The organism is Streptomyces sp. NBC_00654 (assembly GCF_026341775.1).
GTDB lineage: Bacteria > Actinomycetota > Actinomycetes > Streptomycetales > Streptomycetaceae > Streptomyces.
Window position 1 is genome coordinate 105,912 of sequence record NZ_JAPEOB010000003.1, and the last position, 16,985, is coordinate 122,896.

Sequence of the window (16,985 nt, forward strand, 5' to 3'; positions counted from 1 at the left end):
CACCAGGGCGATACGGCCCGCAACGGAAGTCCCTGGCGCTCATCAGAGCCATCGCGGAGGAACACGAACATGCACAACACCAAGTCCCCCATCACTGACAGCTCGCCCCCGGCCGGATGGCGCAAGTCCAGCTACAGCGGCGGGGCCAACGGCGAGTGCCTTGAGGTCGCGGACGGCCACCTCTCCGTCCCCGTCCGCGACAGCAAAACCCCCACCGGCCCGGCCATCCTCTTCTCCCCGGACGGCTGGTCATCGTTCGTCGCAGCCGTCAAGAACGGCCACCTCACCGCCTGACGCAAACGGCCTCCCGGCCCCCGGCGTCGTCTCAGGGGGCGAGTGCCTCGCGCAGCCTCGCCATCATGAGACGGGCGGCCGGGGAGCGCTGGTCCGGGCGGATGGCCAGGCCGAGGCAGGCGTGCGTCGCGGCGTCCGTGATGGGTACCGGCACAACGTCCTCGTCGGCCCCCGAGGACGGGCTCAGGACCGCGACTCCGGCCCCTCGCCGGGCGAGCCCGATCAGTGTCTGCGGCGAACTGGCGTCGATGTCCACGCGCGGTTCGATTCCCGCCTGGAGGCAGGAGCGCTCGTACGCCTCCCGGATGCCCGTACCGTGCGGCAGGCAGAGGACCTTCTCCGCCTGTACGTCGGCGAGCCGCACCGACGCACGGTTCAGCGGGTGGTCCTCGGGCACGACCACGGCGATCGGTTCGTCGACGATCACGCTGACGTCCAACCCGGGCTCGGCCTGCCCGGCGAACGCGATCAGGGCCAGGTCGAGCGACCGGGCGAGCACCTGGGACCGCAGGGCTCGCGAGTCGTCCTCGTGCAGACTCACGACGAGGCCCGGGTGGGTCCTGCCGAGCCCTGCCACGGCATCCAGGAAGCCGGGGATCGAGCAGCCCGTGATCATTCCCAGGCGGATCCTGCCCCGTGTGGTCTGCGCGAACTCGGCCGCCGTGTGCTCGATGCCGTCGAGCGCCTCCAGAGCCTCCCGGGCGAGTGGCAACACGGCTTCCCCGGCGGCCGTCAGCCGGACCCGGCGTCCCGAGCGCTCCAGGAGCCGCTGCCCCAGCTCCCGTTCGAGCTTGCCCACCTGCGTACTGATGCCCGACTGACTGACGTGCAGCCGTGCCGCCGCAGCGGTGAAGGTGCCCTCGTCCACCACTGCGGCGAGGTAGCGCAGCTGATGCATTTCCATAACCAACGATGATAGTGAACATCTGAATCATCTGTTGGACGGATGGTTCGGCTTGCGGGACCCTGGACGCATGACGACTCCGGCACAGATTTCCGAGAAGTACTTCACCGCCTGGCAGGCGGGCGACTTCGACACGCTGCGCGGCCTCCTGGCCGATGACGTCGAGTTCGTCGGCGCGCTCGGGCGGGCCTCCGGGGTGGAGGAGTGCCTCGGCGGCCTGCGCGGTCTGGGCCAGGTCATGGAACGGATCGACGTGCACGCCCGGGTGGCGGACGACACGGACGTGATCACGTGGTTCGACCTGCACGTTCCCGGCGCGGCGCCCACCCCGACGGCGAACTGGAGCCATGTGGAGGACGGGAGGATCACCAGGATCCGGGTCACCTTCGACCCACGGGAGATTCTCGCGGCACTCAACCGGTGATCAGCCGGTGATCAGCCACGTCGCCCCGGCGAGCCGCTCCCTCCCCAGGTCGGGCACACCGGGGTGACGTCATGCCCGTGCGAGGAAGGCCGCACGCAGGGCCGGGTCACGCAGGAGCCCCAAGGTCTCCTCCTCGCCGTCGAAGAGCAGGTCCGCCGCCGGGTGGCCCGACTGGTGGAACATCGCGGCCAGTACGTCGGCGAGCGGGCGGTCCCACGCGACCCTGACGATCTTCGCCGCCTTGTCGTGCCGGCCCAGGTCCGTGGCGATGCTCCAGAGTTCGATGGACTGCTTGGCGGTTTCGTACGCCGTCCTGCGGCCGTCGACGAGGACCCCGCGCGAGTTGAGGCCGAACACGTCTATGCACGCGTCGCCCTGGGGCGTCAGCCCCTTGTACGTACAGAGCGGCAGCACGAGGCGCAGATGGGTCAGCGGGTCCTGGAGCGTGGGGTCCAGGAGGAGCGGGCTGCCGTCCTCCCGGGACCGGGGGAACTTGTTCCGCTTCTGGTTGCTGTTGCAGTACGAGCAGGCCAGCAGGTGGTTCAGCCACTCGAAGGTACGCAGCGGAGCGAGGCTCTTCGGCTCGAAGTGGTCGATGTCCGTGCCCTGTCCGTCGCCGCAGTACATACAGCGCTGGTGGCCGGGGGCCATGTCCGCGAGGGTGGCGAGGAGTCCCTCCCGTACCCGTCTCCGTACGGTCGAATGGGCCCACAGAGCCGCCGCCTTCTCCTTGCGCTTCGGCTCGGCGGTCCCCTCGATCTCCTGGGTGTACGTCTTCATGTGCGCTGCCGTGTCCGGGGGCAGGTCGGCGCGTTCCAGCCTGATCACCCGGCCCCGCCCGCCTCTCCGTTCCCGATCTCCCCGGCGATGCGGTGCAGTTGGGCGGACATCTCGTGCACACGCGCCGCGGGAGAGCTGGTGAGCAGGTCCTTCAGGGCCTTGTAGCGGGCGACGGTGTCCGGCGAGGTGTCGCCCTCGTACACCTGGGACTCCAGCGCGACGAACTCGGCCCGGAGGTGTTCGGCGCGCACCGAGTAGGGGGTGTCGAGTCCGAAGAGATCGGAGAGGATCGCGTCGTCGCCGCTGCCGTAGACCACGCGTTCGTACAGGTCTTCCGGTACGACCTCGGGCGCGGCGTCCTCCTCCACACCCGGCAGCCGGATCAGGCCGCCGGGGTCGGCCGCCTGGCAGATGTACGGGCTGTGGGTCGTCACGATGAACTGGATGTGGGGGAAGTGCGAGGTCAGCCAGGGGCCGATGCGGCGCTGCCAGGAGACATGGAGGTGGGCGTCGATCTCGTCGATGATCACGACACCGGGCACATGGAGGGGGCTGGGTCCGTCCTCGTTGCCCTCTCCGGCGAACACCACGTCGCCGAAGGTGTCGTGGATCTGCTTCAGCAGGTCGACGACGAGTGCGGCCACGGTACGGAATCCGTCGCTCATCTCCCGCAGCGGGAACCGGTGGCCGTCGCGCGAGACCCACAGCCCCTCGGAGTCGACGTCCTCCACGCGATAGCCGTCGGGAAGAAGTCCGTCGCCGAGCACGGAAAGCGCTGCCCACTTCAGTGCTGCGGCGCCCTCACGTCCTTCGAGCGCGCGCAGGTGCTGTTCGATCAGCCAGGCGACGCCTTCGGCCAGGGAGGCGTCCTCGTGGAAGAGGCTCGCCTGCCGGGCCACCGGCCCCGAGGCCAGCATCAGCCGCTGCACCTCGCCCGACCCCCCGGCCATCCGCCGGAACGGTCCGTAGGCGGCGCAGAACCAGCCGACCGGGTTGTCGGCCCAGGGGCCGCGTCGAGCGGTGCTGCTCTGCGCGTCGGTGTAGCGGATCTCCTCCAGCGACGGCCGGCTTCCCCTCCTGTGGGAGGACCGGGTGTCCGATGCCCCGTCCGGTCGGGCCCGCCACCGCAGACCGGCCTTGAAGCCGGTGCTCGGAGGCCGGCCGTAGGTGAACCGGTCGAAGTCCGCGTCTCTGGCGATCAATGCCTCGGCCCGTCCCGCCGACGTGCCCCGCGTCACCCAGTTGTCGAAGTCGGGCACCAGGCCCCGCGCCGCCACCGGTCCGCTCAGGGCCAGGGCCAGCGCCCGGAGCAGCGTCGTCTTCCCCGCGCCGTTGCGTCCCGCGAGGACGGTCCACCCGGCGTGCGAGCCGTCCGGGCGGGTCAGTGTCAGGTCGACGACGCGCGGACCGTGGAACGACTTGATGTTCTCGACGTACACGCGGGAGACGTACATGGGTGACGGTTCCGTCCGGTGTGGAAGGGGCGGGGCGGAGGTCGCTGTCGCAGCGGCCGGCCCTCGCAGCGCTCCTCGACCACCGTACGGTACGGACGGAGCCCACCGTCCGACTCGTGCGGACGGGTCGAGGAGGAGCGGCCCCACGAAAGCCGGGGAGGAGCGGCCCCACGAGAGTCGGGGAGAAGCAGCCCCGCGAAAGCGGAATGGGGCCCGGCCGCACGGCCGGACCCCCCTCGCTTTCCCCTCCCGTCGGGCTTCCCGATCCCCCCGGACCCCTCCCCGGAAGTCCCGACGCCATGTGTGACCCGGCAGGGTACGCAAAGGTTGCATCCCTTTGCGATCTCTTTACCCTGGGTCGCCAACAGGCCTCTCAGCAGGCATGTTGCAGGTAACGGGCCGCCACTTCGGCGAGGACTTCGGCTCCTTCGCGGGCCCACAGGCCCTCGTTGAAGATCTCCACCTCGATGGGCCCGTCGAAGCCCGCCGCCTCGACCAGACGACGCCAGGCGCGGAAGTCCACGCTGCCGTCGCCCAGTTGGCCACGGCCCACCAGAACGCCCGCCGGAAGCGGGGTGATCCAGTCCGCGAGCTGGAAGGAGTGGATCCGGCCGCCCCGCCCCGCCCGTGCGATCTGGGCGGGGGCCTGGTCGTCCCACCAGATGTGGTACGTGTCGACGACCACCCCGACCTGCTCGGCGGGGAAGCGTTCCGCGATGTCGAGCGCCTGGCCGAGCGTGGAGACCACGCAGCGGTCCGAGGCGAACATCGGGTGCAGCGGTTCGATCGCGAGGCGTACGCCGCGCTCGGCCGCGTACGGGCCCAGTTCGGCGAGGGCGTCCGCGATGCGTTCACGGGCGCCGTGCAGGTCGCGGCTGCCCGCCGGGAGGCCGCCGGAGACGAGGACGAGGGTGTCGGTGGACAGGGCCGCCGCCTCGTCGACCGCCGCCCGGTTGTCGTCCAGGGCGCGGGCCCGTTCGGCCGGGTCCAGGGCGGTGAAGAAACCGCCCCGGCACAGGCTGGTGACGGAGATCCCCGCGTCCTTCAGCAGGCCCGCCGCGCGCTCGGCCCCGTACTCCTGGACCGGCGCGCGCCACAGGCCGACCTGGTCGATGCCCGCCTTGACGCAGCCCTCCGTCAGCTCGGGCAGGGACCACTGCTTGATGGTCTCCTGATTGAGGGAGAGCCTGGCCAGGTCGTTGGTCATCGGGAACCTCCGTGGACCGTCAGCAGCGCCCGCATCCGGGACGCGGCCAGCTCGGGGTCGGGGAACAGGCCCAGCCGGTCGGCCAGTTCGTACGCCTTCGCCAGGTGCGGCAGCGAGCGGGCGGACTGCAGACCGCCGACCATCGTGAAGTGTTCCTGGTGGCCCGCGAGCCAGGCGAGGAAGACCACGCCCGTCTTGTAGAAGCGGGTGGGGGTCCGGAACAGATGACGCGACAGTTCGACCGTGGGGTCGAGCAGATCCCGGAAGCCCTGGGTGTCGCCGGTGTCCAGCACCCGTACCGCGTGTGCCGCCAGGGGGCCGAGCGGGTCGAAGATGCCGAGCAGCGCGTGGCTGAAGCCGCGTTCGTCGCCCGCGATCAGCTCCGGGTAGTTGAAGTCGTCGCCGGTGTAGCAGCGGACCCCGCCCGGGAGGCGGCGGCGGACGTCGATCTCGCGTTCCGCGTCCAGCAGGGACATCTTGATGCCGTCCACCTTGTCCGGGTGCTCGGCGATGACCTTGAGGAACGTATCGGTCGCGGCGTCGAGATCCGCGCTGCCCCAGTAGCCGGCCAGCGCGGGGTCGAACATCGGGCCGAGCCAGTGCAGGACGACGGGCTCCGAGGCCTGGCGCAGCAGGTGCGCGTACGTCTCCAGGTAGTCCTCGGGGCCCTTCGCCACCGCCGCGAGAGCGCGGGACGCCATCAGGATGGCCTGGGCCCCGCTCTCCTCGACCAGGGCGAGCTGCTCCTCGTACGCCGCGCGTACCCCGGCGAGCGTGGCCGGGCCGGCCGGGAGCTGGTCGGTGCCGACGCCGCAGGCGATACGGCCGCCGACGGCCTTCGCCTCGGCGGCGGAACGGCGGATCAGTTCGGCCGCGCCCGCCCAGTCCAGGCCCATGCCACGCTGAGCGGTGTCCATCGCCTCGGCGACGCCCAGGCCGTGCGACCACAGGTGGCGGCGGAAGGCGAGGGTGGCGTCCCAGTCGACGGCCGCCGGGTCGTCCGCGCTGACGTCCGCGTAGGGGTCGGCGACGACATGGGCGGCGGAGAAGACCGTACGGGAGGCGAGCGGGGCCTTGCCCGGGGCCAGGTCCAGCGGGGTGGCGCGGGGTTCGTAGGGGCCCTGCGGAAGGTGGATGGTGCTCATGAGGTCAGCTCCGGGTGCGGAGGGCGGGGCGTCGCGGCGCCGGCGCCGGGCCCCGGGTGCGCGGCGTGGGCCGTCGCCGTTCCGGTCCCCGGACGCACGGTGCCGGGCGTCACAGCGTCAGCTCCGGGACGTCGAAGCGGCGGCCCTCCGCCGACGACTTGAGGCCCAGCTCGGCCAGCTGCACCCCGCGCGCACCGGCCATCAGGTCCCAGGTGTACGGCTCGTCCAGCGCGACATGGCGCAGGAACAGCTCCCACTGGGCCTTGAAGCCGTTGTCGAAGACCGCGTTGTCGGGGACTTCCTGCCACTGGTTGCGGAACGGCTCGGTGACCGGGAGGTCCGGGTTCCAGACCGGCTTGGGCGTGGCCGAGCGGTGCTGGACGCGGCAGTTGCGGAGTCCGGCGACGGCGGAGCCGTGGGTTCCGTCGACCTGGAACTCGACCAGCTCGTCGCGGTTGACCCGTACCGTCCAGGAGGAGTTGATCTGTGCCACGGCGCCGCCCGCCAGCTGGAAGATGCCGTACGCGGCGTCGTCGGCGGTCGCGGCGTAGGGCTTGCCCTGCTCGTCCCAGCGCTGCGGGAGGTGTGTCTGCACATGCGCCTGGACCGTGGTGACCTGGCCGAACAGCTCGTGGAGCACGTACTCCCAGTGCGGGAACATGTCGACGACGATGCCGCCGCCGTCCTCGGCGCGGTAGTTCCAGGACGGGCGCTGGGCCTCCTGCCAGTCGCCCTCGAACACCCAGTAGCCGAACTCGCCGCGCACGGAGAGGATCTCGCCGAAGAAGCCGCCGTCGATGAGGCGCTTCAGCTTCAGCAGGCCCGGCAGGAAGATCTTGTCCTGGACGACGCCGTGCTTGATTCCGGCGTCACGGGCCAGCCGGGCCAGCTCCAGGGCGCCCTCGACGTCCGTGGCGGTGGGCTTCTCGGTGTAGATGTGCTTGCCCGCCGCGATGGCCTTCTTGATCGCGTCGACGCGCGCGGAGGTGACCTGGGCGTCGAAGTAGATGTCGATGGTGTCGTCGGCGAGCACCGCGTCCAGGTCCGTCGACCACTCGGTCAGACCGTGCTGTGCGGCGAGCGCCTCCAGCGCGTGGGCCCTCCGGCCGACGAGGACGGGCTCGGGCCACAGCACGTCGCCGTCACCGAGATCGAGGCCGCCCTGCTCGCGGATCGCGAGGATCGAGCGCACCAGGTGCTGCCGGTATCCCATGCGACCCGTGACGCCGTTCATGGCGATGCGCACTGTCCTGCGTGTCACGAAGTTCCCTCCATACAGCCGTAGCAAGCGCTTTCTATCGGGGATGACGCTAGCCTGCCGACAGCGGCCCGGACAAGAGGGGGCGCCCCCGGAACTCCTCGGTAACCCCCCGCGACCTCTCGGAGGACAGTGATGACAGTCACCCTGGCGGACGTGGCGGCCCGCGCCCGGGTGTCCCCGGCCACCGTCTCGCGCGTGCTCAACGGCAACTACCCGGTGGCCGCGTCGACGCGGGAGCGGGTCCTGCGTGCCGTGGACGAGCTGGACTACGTGCTCAACGGACCGGCCAGCTCGCTCGCCGCCGCCACCTCGGACCTGGTCGGCATCCTGGTCAACGACATCGCGGACCCGTTCTTCGGGATCATGGCGGGGGCCACGCAGACCGAGATCGGCGGCCCCGGTGACGGCTCGGGCCGGGCGGGCGGCGAGAAGCTGGCCGTCGTCTGCAACACCGGTGGCTCCCCGGAGCGCGAACTCACCTACCTCACCCTCCTCCAGCGCCAGCGGGCCGCCGCCGTCATCCTCACCGGCGGCGCACTGGAGAGCCCCGCGCACCAGGCCGCGATGTCCGCGAAGCTGGCGAAACTCGCCGACGCGGGCACCCGGATCGTGTTCTGCGGGCGGCCCCCGCTGCCGGACAGCGACGCGGTGATGGCCGCGCTCGCCTTCGACAACCGGGGCGGCGGGCGGCGGCTGACCGAGCACCTGCTCTCGCTCGGCCACCGGCGGATCGGCTATGTGGCGGGCCCCCTGGAGCGGACCACCACCCGCCACCGGCTGGAGGGCCACCGGGACGCGATGCGTGAGGCGGGGCTGGCGGGCGACGAGGACCGGCTCACCGTCCACGGCCCGTACGACCGGCGCTCCGGCTACGAGGCCACCCTCGAACTCCTGCGCCGCGAACCGGAGGTGACGGCGATCGTCGCCGCCAACGACACGGTGGCACTGGGTGCGGGGGCGGCGGTACGCCACCTCGGCCGGCGCATTCCCGAGGACATCTCGGTGGCGGGCTTCGACGACCTGCCGTTCTCGGTGGACGCCGCACCGGCGCTGACGACCGTACGGCTGCCGCTGTTCGAGGCGGGCGCCCGCGCGGGGCGGCTGGCGATGGGCAAGGAGACCCCGCCGCCCGGCGGCGTCGCGACGATCGCGGCCGAGCTGATGGTACGGGGATCGACGGCGCCGCCCCGGGCGTGAGCCCCGCAGCAGTCCTGCCGCCGCGCGCCCGTACAGCCCTGCCGTCACGCCCCCCGTACAGCCCTGCCGTCACACCCCCGGTACGGCCTTGCCGTCACCCGCCCGGACGCGGGTGCGGGCGTCGGCCTCCCGGGCGGGGGTAGGCGTACGTCGCACCCCGGGCCGATGATGTGGGCGTCGCCGCTCGCGTCGCCCGGGGCGGTGGCACGTACCGATGTGGAAGGAACACGCACGTGAAGCTCGCTTTCTCGACCCTCGGAGTGCCGGGGATGCCGATAGCCGAGGTCGTCCGGCTGGCCAACGAGCACGGGTACCGGGGGGTGGAGCTGCGCACCCACCCGGAGGAGCCGGTGCACCCGGGGCTCTCGCTGCTCGAACGCGCCGATGTGGTCGAGCAGTTCACGGCGGGCGGGGTCGAGATCCTGACCCTGGCCGGTTATGTACGGGTGGCGGCGGAAGGGGACGACGAGCCCGTTCTGGCCGAACTGGCCGAACTGCTGAAGCTCGCCCGCGACCTGGGCGCGAAGAACGTCCGCGTCTTCCCGGGCGGCGGCGACCAGGACCCCGGCGTCGCCGACGCGACCGCCGCCCGCAGGCTCGGCGCCGCGGCCCCGGCCGCCGCCGACATGGGCGTGCGCATCCTGCTGGAGACCCATGACTCGCACCGGGCGGGCGCCGCCGTGGCCCGGGTCGCCGGTACGGTCGGACACCCGCAGGTCGGTGCGCTCTGGGACATCATGCACACCTGGCTGGCGGGCGAGGAGCCGGCCGCGAGCCATGCGGTGCTGGCCCCGCACCTGGGCTACGTGCAGGTGAAGGACATCGCGTCGGCCGAGGACATCGCGCCGATCGGCCTGGGGGCCGGGGTGCTGCCGCTGGGCGCCTGCCTGGACACGCTGGACCCGGACAGCTGGGTGTGCTGGGAGTACGAGAAGCGCTGGCACCCCGACGCGCCGGAGCTGGCCGGGCTGCTGAGCGCGGGGCGCGAGCACCTGCTGAGGCTCGGGGCCCCGAAGCAGCAGCGGTAGCGGTAGCGCGGTGGTGGCGGGGCGGCGGGCCCGGGGGCGTACGGGCGTGGGGCCCGGTGCGTACGGGCCGTGGGCCCGGTGCGTACGGGCCGTGGGCCCGGTGCGTACGGGCCGTGGGCCCGGTGCGTACGGGCCGTGGGCCCGGTGCGTACGGGCCGTGGGCCCGGTGCGTACGGGCCGTGGGCCCGGTGCGTACGGGCCGTGGGCCCGGTGCGTACGGGCCGTGGGCCCGGTGCGTACGGGCCGTGGGCCCGGTGCGTACGGGCCGTGGGCCCGGCGCTCAGCCGCCCGTCACCGTCCGCACGGGAGCGGCTCCGTCGGGGCGGGCGGCGACTGCTCGGCACCCTCCACCGGAGCAGCACCCTCCACCGCCGTGGCCCGGGGGCCGCGCGGCCGCGAGGACGAGGTGAGCGCCACCCCGCCGACCAGCAGGGCCGCCGCACACCAGCGCAGCGGGCCGACCGGCTCATCGAGCAGCAGCGCGGCCGAGGTCATCCCGAAGACCGGCACGAGCAGGGTGAACGGGGCCACCGACGAGGCCGGGTGCCTGCTGAGCAGGAAGCTCCAGGTGCCGAAGCCGAACACCGTGGTGATCCAGGCGACGTAGAGGATGATCCCGGCACCGCTCCAGTCGAGCGCGGCCAGCGCCTCGGCGTCGCGGTCCCAGCCCTCGAAGAGCAGGGACAGGCCGAGGAGCGGGAGCACGGGGACGGTCGAGACCCACACCATGAAGTTGAGGGAGTCGGGCGGGGAGGCCTTACGGGTCAGCACGTTCGACACGCCCCAGCAGGCGGCGGCCGCGATCACGAGGACGAAGGCGAGCACCGGCCCGCCCGCGCCCTCGTCGACCGCCGCCACCCCGATGCCCGCGAGGGCGACACCCATCCCCCACACCTTGGTCCTTCCCGGCCGTTCACCGAGGGCGAGCGCCGCGAACAGGGCCGTGAAGACCGCCTGGACCTGGAGGACGAGGGAGGAGAGCCCGGCGGGCATCCCCCGGTCCATGCCGATGAAGAGCAGGCCGAACTTGCCCACTCCGAGTACGAGCCCGACCCCCACGATCCACTTCCAGGCGACCCTGGGCCGGCCGACGAGGAAGACCGCCGGGAGTGCCGCCACCAGGAAGCGCAGCGCGGAGAAGAGCAGCGGCGGAAAGTGGTCGAGGCCGATCTCGATGACGACGAAGTTCACCCCCCAGACTGCGGCGACGAGCGAGGCCAGGGCGATGTGGAGGGGACGCATGGACCGAGCATCGGCCGTGAGGACCCTTTAGCACCAGCACGGATTTCTTCATGGTGGAATTGAGCATCGCTAATGATTCCCGGACCCCCTTTCCCTGTGAGGCCACGGTGCTCGACCTGTCCCGGCTGCGCGCGCTGCACGCCGTCTCCGTCCACGGTTCCGTCGCGGGAGCAGCCGCCGCACTCGGCTACACCCCCTCGGCGGTCTCGCAGCAGATCACCAAACTGGAGCGGGAGACCCGGACCACCCTGCTCGAACGGCGCGGGCGCGGCGTCTCGCTCACCGAGGAGGCCCTCCATCTGGTCACCGCCGCCCAGCAGTTGCTCGCGATCATGGAGCGGACCGAGACGACCCTGGAGGAGCGCAGGGGGCTGCCGACGGGCCGGCTGTCCATCGGCGCGTTCGCCTCGGCGGCGCGGGGGCTGCTGCCGGGGGTGCTGGCGGAGCTGGACCGGGACCACGCGGCGCTGGAGGCCCGGATGACCGAGGTCGACCCGCATCTGTCGGTCGACCTGGTGGCCAACGGCGTCCTCGATCTGGCGGTCGCCCACGACTGGGACATCGCCCCGCTGCCCGCCCCGGAGGGGGTGGCCCAGGCCGTCATCGGGGACGACCGGTGCGATCTCCTGGTGCCCGAGGGGCACGCCCTCGCCGGGCGGGAGGCGGTGCGGCGGGAGGAGCTGGCGAAGGAGCGGTGGGTGTGCCAGCCGCCGGGCACGGTGTGCCACGACTGGCTCGTACGGACGCTGCGGGCGGCGGGCTGCGAGCCGGACATCCGGCACCGGGCGGAGGAGAACCACACCCAGCTCGCGCTGGTCGCCGCCGGGCTCGGGGTCGCGATGATTCCCCGGCTGGGACGGGGGCCGCTGCCCGCCGGGGTGGTGGCCGTGCGACTCGACCCCGTACCGGTCCGGAGGCTGTACGCGCTGTGGCGTACGGAGGCGGCCCGGCGGCCGGCGATCACGGCCGCGGTGTCGGCGCTCCAGGCGCACGGGGTGGCGGCGGGACTGGTCCGAGCCCCCGCGTGTGCTCGCACGTGACGGTTTGACCCCCAATCGTCGCCCCCCGCGGAAGATCGCCGGGCGGGCCCCCTTGACCGGTAGTTACTTTCCATATATCCGTACCTTCTTGGAAGTTTCTTTCAGTCCCAGGAAGGAGCCCACGTGCACCACCGCACCTCCCGACGCACCCTTCTCACCGCTACCGCGGCCACCGCCGCCGCTGCTGCCACCGGCGCCGTCACCGTTGCCGTACCGGCCGCCGCGCAGCCCGCGAGTGCCTCCACCGACAGCCGGCTCAAGCGGCTCATCAGCCGGATGAGCCTGGAGGAGAAGGTCGGCCAGCTCTTCGTGATGCGGGTGTACGGGCACTCCGCCACCGAGCCCGATCAGGCGGACATCGACGCGAACCTCAAGGAGATCGGGGTCCGGACCGCCGCCGAACTGATCGCCAAGTACCACGTCGGCGGCATCATCTACTTCGTCTGGGCCCACAACACCCGCGACCCGCACCAGATCGCCGAACTCTCCAACGGCATCCAGCGCGCAGGACTCGCCGGGCCCAACTCCGTACCCCTCCTGGTCTCCACCGACCAGGAGCACGGCATCGTCTGCCGCGTCGGCGAACCCGCCACGCTGCTGCCGGGCGCGATGGCGCTCGGCGCGGGCGGCTCGCACGCCGACACCCGCCGGGCGGCCCGGATCGCGGGCGACGAGCTGGCCGCCCTGGGCATCGTGCAGAACTACGCGCCGAACGCCGATGTGAACGTCAACCCGGCCAACCCGGTGATCGGCGTCCGCTCCTTCGGCTCGGACCCGCAGTCGGTGGCCGGGATGGCCGTGGCGCAGGTGAAGGGCTACCAGGGCGCCGGAATCGCCGCCACGGCCAAGCACTTCCCCGGCCACGGCGACACCAGCACCGACAGCCACAGCGGTCTGCCGGTCATCCAGCACACCCGGGAACAGTGGGCCGAACTGGACGCCCCGCCCTTCCGGGCCGCGATCGCCGCGGGCATCGACTCGATCATGACCGCGCACATCGTGGTCCCCGCGCTCGACCCGGCGGAGGACCCCGCGACACTGTCCCGGCCCATCCTCACCGGCGTACTGCGCGAGGAACTGGGCTACGACGGGGTCGTGGTCACCGACGCGCTCGACATGAAGGGTGTACGGGAGAAGTACGGCGACGACCGCGTCCCGGTCCTCGCGCTCCTGGCGGGCGTCGACCAGTTGCTGAACCCGCCGAACCTCGACGTGGCCTGGAACGCCGTTCTGGCGGCCGTCAGGAACGGGGAGATCAGCGAGGCCCGGATCGAGGAATCGATCCTGCGCATCCTGCGGCTGAAGACGAAACTGGGCCTGTTCCGCGACCCGTTCGTCAGCCGCCGGGGCGTCGACCGCACGGTCGGCACCCGGGCGCACCTGGCCGCCGCCGACCGGATCGCCGAGCGCACGACCACGCTGCTCACCAACCCCGGCTCGCTGCTGCCGCTCTCGCGCCGCTCCCACCGCAGGCTCCTCGTGGTCGGCGCCGACCCGGCCTCACCCTCCGGTACGACCGGCCCGCCGACCACCACACTCGCCGGGGCCTTCGGCGAGCTGGGGTACGCGGCGACCGCCCTGTCCACCGGCACGGCCCCCGACGCGGCGAGGATCGCCGAGGCGGTGGCCGCCGCGCGGGGCAAGGACGCGGTGATCGTGGGGACGTACAACGTCTCGGCGACCAGCAGCCAACTCGCCCTGGTCAAGGCCCTCGTGGCGACCGGAGTGCCGGTGGTCACCGTCGCGGTCCGCAACCCGTACGACATCGCCCACCTGGGCGGTACGGGTATCGCCGCGAGTCTGGCCGCGTATTCCTGGACCGATGTCGAACTGCGGGCGGCGGCCCGGGTGATCGCGGGCCGCGCCGAACCGGAGGGCAGGCTCCCGGTCCCGGTGCAGCGTGCGGACGACCCGGCGAAGGTGCTGTACCCGGTCGGATACGGGCTGTCGTACTAGAGGCTGCCCGGAATCCCTCGCGGACGGGGCGCCGGCCGCCTCCGCGCGACCCGTGCGCGACCGCCGCACCACCACGTACCCCCGCGCGCCACCGCACACCGCCCCGGCCGGGGTGCGGTGCCCCGGGCACCCGGCGTGTTTCCGCTCCGGCGGACCACGCCGGGTGTACGTCTTGACGACGGACGTATCGGGGGTATTCACATGCCGGTTGTACGAGCGTGGCCGGCGGTGCGGGTGGTACACGCGCTGCTGCTGGTGCCGGTGGCCGCCGCCGCGTTCTCGCTGACCGCCTGCCGCCGGCCCGGCGACTCCGTCGGCGGCCCCGGGCCGTCCGGGCGCGCCGCCGCGCCGACGGCGTACGGGGTGGTCTTCCTCGGGCCCGCCGACTGCAGTTCGCGCGGGGCCGAGGTGCGAGAGGTGTCCTGCCGCAGCGAGAAGGCCCTGGCGCGGGTGCTGGCACGGCACCTCGGCGCGTCGAGGACGGGCCCGCCCTGCCCGCCCACGACCGACTTCGTCCTGCACATCTCGGAGAGCGGGGACGGCGCACAGAGCCGCCTCACCAAGGGCTACGCCTGCATGCGCAATCTGGAGCCCCCGCATCCGGGCGACCCGGGGCAGGGCGGCGGACCGCTGACGGTCGTCGGGGACTGCGTCCGTCACTCCCCCGAGGGCAGGGGCAGGGGCAGGGGCGCCGACGCGGACAGGCACCAGGGCCCCGTGAAGGAGACCTCCTGTGACGGTTCGGGCGGCCGGGCGCCGCAGTTCGAGGTCACATCGGCCGAGGAGCGGCGTGAGCGGTGCCCGGACACCACCGATCTCTTCGTCACCCTGAGCGGCGACCGGGCCGTGGGCTGTGCCCGCCGGCTCTGAGCAGAGGCCGGTGCCCGCCGGCTCCGTGCTGTGCCCACCGGCTCCGAGGTGCGGAACCGGCGGGCACAGCCCACCACTTCGGTGAACGGCCGGGGTTACGGGCGGAGGGTTCCCTCGCCGCGCTCGACCTCACCGTTGCGCTGGTCGAGCCGCGCGTCGAACTTCGCGAGCGGCTTCGCCTTCGCCGGGTCCGCCTCGACGGCCGCCGGAGCGACCCCCGCCCAGCGCAGGATGGCGGCCGTGGCCTTCGCCTTCTCGTCGGCGACGAGACCGGAGACCTTGGAGCCGTGGTTGCCGCCCGGCACCGTGTAGACGTAGCTGTCACGGGTGCCGTGGCCGAGGCGGAAGGGCTCCGCACCCCACGGGTCGTTCTGCCCGTAGACGTACATCATCCGCTTGGCGTTGTGCTTCACCCAGTTGTCCACGTCCCGCATCACCGACGGCTGGAACTTCATCGGGATCGAGCGGGGGACGAAGTTGCGGGGCGGCTGGTAGCCGTAGCGGCTCAGGTTGCCGAGCCACGGCTGCTTTATGTCGGGCGAGCCGAGCTGGGTGCCCGCCTGGTAGTAGTACGGCGTGTACGTCCCCAGGCCCTGGTCCGCGTAGGCGGAGAAGCCGGAGATGCCGTCGATCGAGTCCCAGATCGCCTGGTCGGTGGCGTTCTTGGCGTCGGCCGGGATGTCGGCGCAGTCGGCGACCAGGCTGTACTGCCAGAACGCCCAGACGTAGTCCATGACGACGGCTTCGTAGGCGCGGTCGAGCGAACCGACGGTGTTGAAGGTGAGGCCGTTCGCGGCGGCGTACTCCTTGTACTTCTTCTCCAGCGGCGCCCGGCGGATCAGCGCCTCGCGCTGCACCCCGCCCAGCTTGTCGCGGCACTCCTTGGTGCCGACGTTCGCCAGGAACCGGTCGTACGCCGAGTCCTCCTTGTTGACCACGTCGTTGGGCGCGACGTACGCCACGACACCGTCCATGTCCTTCGGGTAGAAGCGCTCGAAGTACGTGGCGGTCATGCCGCCCTTGGAGCCACCGGTGGTCAGCCAGTTCTTGCTGTAGATCTTCTTCAGCGCCTTGAACACGCGGTGCTGGTCGCTGGCGGCCTGCCAGATGTCGAGCTTGGACCAGTCGGCGGGCGCCGGGCGCGAGGGGGTGAAGAAACGGTACTCCAGGGAGACCTGGTTGCCGTCGATGATCTGCGTCGGCTCGCTGCGGCTCGGGTTCGTCGAGACGTTGTAGCCGCTGGTGAAGAAGACCGTCGGGCGGGACGTGTCCTTGTGCAGCAGGGTGATGCGCTGCTGGAACGTGCCCTTGGACGGGTGCCGGTGATCGACCGGCTGGGTGTAGTTGAGGACGAAGAAGCGGTAACCGGGGTACGGCTTCTCCTCGATCAGACTCATTCCCGGGATGGCCAGGATGCGGTCCTTGATGTCCTCGCTGCTGGACTCACTGCTTCCGGCAGCACCGCTGCCCTGGTTCGCGGACGGTTCCGCGGCGGTGGCCGCACCGGCCGAGGCCCCCGTCGCACTCACTGTGCCTATGAGCACCGCGAGCGACAGAAACCCTCTGAGCGCCTTGCGCATGCACCCTCCCGTAGTTTCACGACATTCGCCGTGAACCTAGCCGGGGCAACACGCGCCACGCCAGACCCGATTGACCACATACTTCACGAGGTCCCCGCGGAACGTCAGCAGAGGATCCATCCGGTGGAGGCCGACGCTCCCCCGATGGAGCCGGACGCCCGCACGCAGCGGTTCAGCGCATGGACCGTCACCGGACCGGCCAGCTTGGTGTATTTGCCGCTGTCCGACACCGCCCGGCCGCCGCGCGGCTGGAGCGAGACACTCATCGCCCGCCGCTTGCCCGGCTTCTTGGCGACGGTCACGGCACAGGCGTAGGCGCGGCTCTTGTAGACGCGCAGCTCCCCGGTGGCGAAGGCCACCGTCTTCGCCGGGCGTCCGGTGCAGGACGTCGCGGCGTGGGCGGCGGGGGCCGTCGGCATCCCGAGCACCAGGCCCACCGCGGCGATCAGCGGCAGGACGAGCAGACGCCCCAGCAGCGGACGTACGGACGCCGGCATGGACACCGGCACCGGCATCGGCCCGTTCGCCCGTCGTGACGGCTTCAGCGTATTCAGCGGTCTCACCACCCCATCGAACGTGTGCATCCACACCCGACAGGTGCAC

16 protein-coding genes are annotated in these 16,985 nt (G+C 72.0%); 7 read left to right on the forward strand and 9 right to left on the reverse strand.

The genetic code is table 11. The annotated features are described in order from the left end of the window. Positions 1-69: 69 nt before the first annotated feature. The gene (locus OHA98_RS32900) at positions 70-294 is read left to right on the forward strand and encodes a DUF397 domain-containing protein (protein WP_266931175.1); all 225 of its coding nucleotides are present in this window, start codon (positions 70-72) and stop codon (positions 292-294) included. 31 nt (positions 295-325) lie between these two features. Here OHA98_RS32900 and OHA98_RS32905 read toward each other — a convergent pair whose 3' ends face one another. Further along, entirely contained in the window at positions 326-1,198 is an 873-nt protein-coding gene (locus tag OHA98_RS32905; protein ID WP_266931177.1) for a LysR family transcriptional regulator, read from the reverse strand. A 70-nt stretch (positions 1,199-1,268) separates the two neighbouring features. On the opposite strand from OHA98_RS32905, the gene OHA98_RS32910 reads away from it, so the two are divergent. Then, complete coding sequence (locus OHA98_RS32910; protein WP_266931178.1) at positions 1,269-1,622, forward strand: nuclear transport factor 2 family protein; 354 nt, start codon at positions 1,269-1,271, stop codon at positions 1,620-1,622. 69 nt (positions 1,623-1,691) lie between these two features. On the opposite strand, the gene OHA98_RS32915 is transcribed toward OHA98_RS32910, so the two are convergent. The 5 genes from OHA98_RS32915 to OHA98_RS32935 all read right to left on the reverse strand — a co-directional run bounded on the left by OHA98_RS32915 (position 1,692) and on the right by OHA98_RS32935 (position 7,469). Next, complete coding sequence (locus OHA98_RS32915) at positions 1,692-2,450, reverse strand: HNH endonuclease (protein WP_266931180.1); 759 nt, start codon at positions 2,448-2,450, stop codon at positions 1,692-1,694. Beyond that, on the reverse strand, positions 2,447-3,856 hold the full coding sequence (locus OHA98_RS32920) for an ATP-binding protein (protein ID WP_266931182.1): 1,410 nt from the start codon (positions 3,854-3,856) through the stop codon (positions 2,447-2,449). The genes OHA98_RS32915 and OHA98_RS32920 overlap by 4 nt, the downstream gene beginning before the upstream one ends. A gap of 373 nt (positions 3,857-4,229) precedes the next feature. Then, positions 4,230-5,063, reverse strand: coding sequence for a sugar phosphate isomerase/epimerase (locus tag OHA98_RS32925; protein WP_266931184.1), 834 nt, complete (start codon positions 5,061-5,063; stop codon positions 4,230-4,232). Beyond that, positions 5,060-6,208 (reverse strand): dihydrodipicolinate synthase family protein, encoded by a 1,149-nt coding sequence (locus OHA98_RS32930; protein WP_266931186.1) that lies wholly within the window; start codon positions 6,206-6,208, stop codon positions 5,060-5,062. Before OHA98_RS32930 ends, OHA98_RS32925 begins: the two co-directional genes overlap by 4 nt. Positions 6,209-6,317: 109 nt before the next feature. Beyond that, positions 6,318-7,469 (reverse strand): Gfo/Idh/MocA family protein, encoded by a 1,152-nt coding sequence (locus tag OHA98_RS32935; protein ID WP_266931188.1) that lies wholly within the window; start codon positions 7,467-7,469, stop codon positions 6,318-6,320. A gap of 132 nt (positions 7,470-7,601) precedes the next feature. Here OHA98_RS32935 and OHA98_RS32940 point away from each other — a divergent pair, with 132 nt between their 5' ends. Next, positions 7,602-8,666 (forward strand): LacI family DNA-binding transcriptional regulator, encoded by a 1,065-nt coding sequence (locus tag OHA98_RS32940; protein ID WP_266931190.1) that lies wholly within the window; start codon positions 7,602-7,604, stop codon positions 8,664-8,666. A gap of 233 nt (positions 8,667-8,899) precedes the next feature. After that, positions 8,900-9,694: a sugar phosphate isomerase/epimerase gene (locus tag OHA98_RS32945; RefSeq protein ID WP_266931192.1), complete on the forward strand. Its 795-nt coding sequence runs from the start codon at positions 8,900-8,902 to the stop codon at positions 9,692-9,694. A gap of 291 nt (positions 9,695-9,985) precedes the next feature. Here the strand turns inward: OHA98_RS32945 and OHA98_RS32950 are convergent, their stop codons facing one another. Continuing rightward, entirely contained in the window at positions 9,986-10,936 is a 951-nt protein-coding gene (locus tag OHA98_RS32950; protein ID WP_266931194.1) for an EamA family transporter, read from the reverse strand. Between the two features lie 107 nt (positions 10,937-11,043). Here OHA98_RS32950 and OHA98_RS32955 point away from each other — a divergent pair, with 107 nt between their 5' ends. The 3 genes from OHA98_RS32955 (at position 11,044) to OHA98_RS32965 (ending at position 14,802) form a co-directional block, all read left to right on the forward strand. Then, positions 11,044-11,976, forward strand: a complete 933-nt coding sequence (locus tag OHA98_RS32955) for a LysR family transcriptional regulator (protein WP_266932498.1) — start codon at positions 11,044-11,046, stop codon at positions 11,974-11,976. 123 nt (positions 11,977-12,099) lie between these two features. Beyond that, positions 12,100-13,932: a glycoside hydrolase family 3 protein gene (locus tag OHA98_RS32960; RefSeq protein WP_266931196.1), complete on the forward strand. Its 1,833-nt coding sequence runs from the start codon at positions 12,100-12,102 to the stop codon at positions 13,930-13,932. Positions 13,933-14,160: 228 nt separating this feature from the next. Then, a complete protein-coding gene (locus tag OHA98_RS32965; protein ID WP_266931198.1) occupies positions 14,161-14,802 on the forward strand; it encodes a hypothetical protein in 642 nt (213 codons plus the stop codon). A 95-nt stretch (positions 14,803-14,897) separates the two neighbouring features. Here OHA98_RS32965 and OHA98_RS32970 read toward each other — a convergent pair whose 3' ends face one another. Together OHA98_RS32970 and OHA98_RS32975 are read right to left on the reverse strand one after the other, a co-directional pair. Then, on the reverse strand, positions 14,898-16,382 hold the full coding sequence (locus OHA98_RS32970; RefSeq protein ID WP_266931200.1) for a S28 family serine protease: 1,485 nt from the start codon (positions 16,380-16,382) through the stop codon (positions 14,898-14,900). Between the two features lie 104 nt (positions 16,383-16,486). Continuing rightward, complete coding sequence (locus OHA98_RS32975; RefSeq protein ID WP_266932499.1) at positions 16,487-16,897, reverse strand: hypothetical protein; 411 nt, start codon at positions 16,895-16,897, stop codon at positions 16,487-16,489. Between the last annotated feature and the right edge of the window lie 88 nt (positions 16,898-16,985).

Bases quoted from the DNA above. Each gene is read 5' to 3' on its own strand.
- OHA98_RS32900 (WP_266931175.1), top strand. From the start codon at position 70: ATGCACAACACCAAGTCCCCCATCACTGACAGCTCGCCCCCGGCCGGA.
- OHA98_RS32905 (WP_266931177.1), bottom strand. From the start codon at position 1,198: ATGGAAATGCATCAGCTGCGCTACCTCGCCGCAGTGGTGGACGAGGGC.
- OHA98_RS32910 (WP_266931178.1), top strand. From the start codon at position 1,269: ATGACGACTCCGGCACAGATTTCCGAGAAGTACTTCACCGCCTGGCAG.
- OHA98_RS32920 (WP_266931182.1), bottom strand. From the start codon at position 3,856: ATGTACGTCTCCCGCGTGTACGTCGAGAACATCAAGTCGTTCCACGGT.
- OHA98_RS32925 (WP_266931184.1), bottom strand. From the start codon at position 5,063: ATGACCAACGACCTGGCCAGGCTCTCCCTCAATCAGGAGACCATCAAG.
- OHA98_RS32930 (WP_266931186.1), bottom strand. From the start codon at position 6,208: ATGAGCACCATCCACCTTCCGCAGGGCCCCTACGAACCCCGCGCCACC.
- OHA98_RS32940 (WP_266931190.1), top strand. From the start codon at position 7,602: ATGACAGTCACCCTGGCGGACGTGGCGGCCCGCGCCCGGGTGTCCCCG.
- OHA98_RS32950 (WP_266931194.1), bottom strand. From the start codon at position 10,936: ATGCGTCCCCTCCACATCGCCCTGGCCTCGCTCGTCGCCGCAGTCTGG.
- OHA98_RS32970 (WP_266931200.1), bottom strand. From the start codon at position 16,382: ATGCGCAAGGCGCTCAGAGGGTTTCTGTCGCTCGCGGTGCTCATAGGC.
- OHA98_RS32975 (WP_266932499.1), bottom strand. From the start codon at position 16,897: ATGCCGGTGCCGGTGTCCATGCCGGCGTCCGTACGTCCGCTGCTGGGG.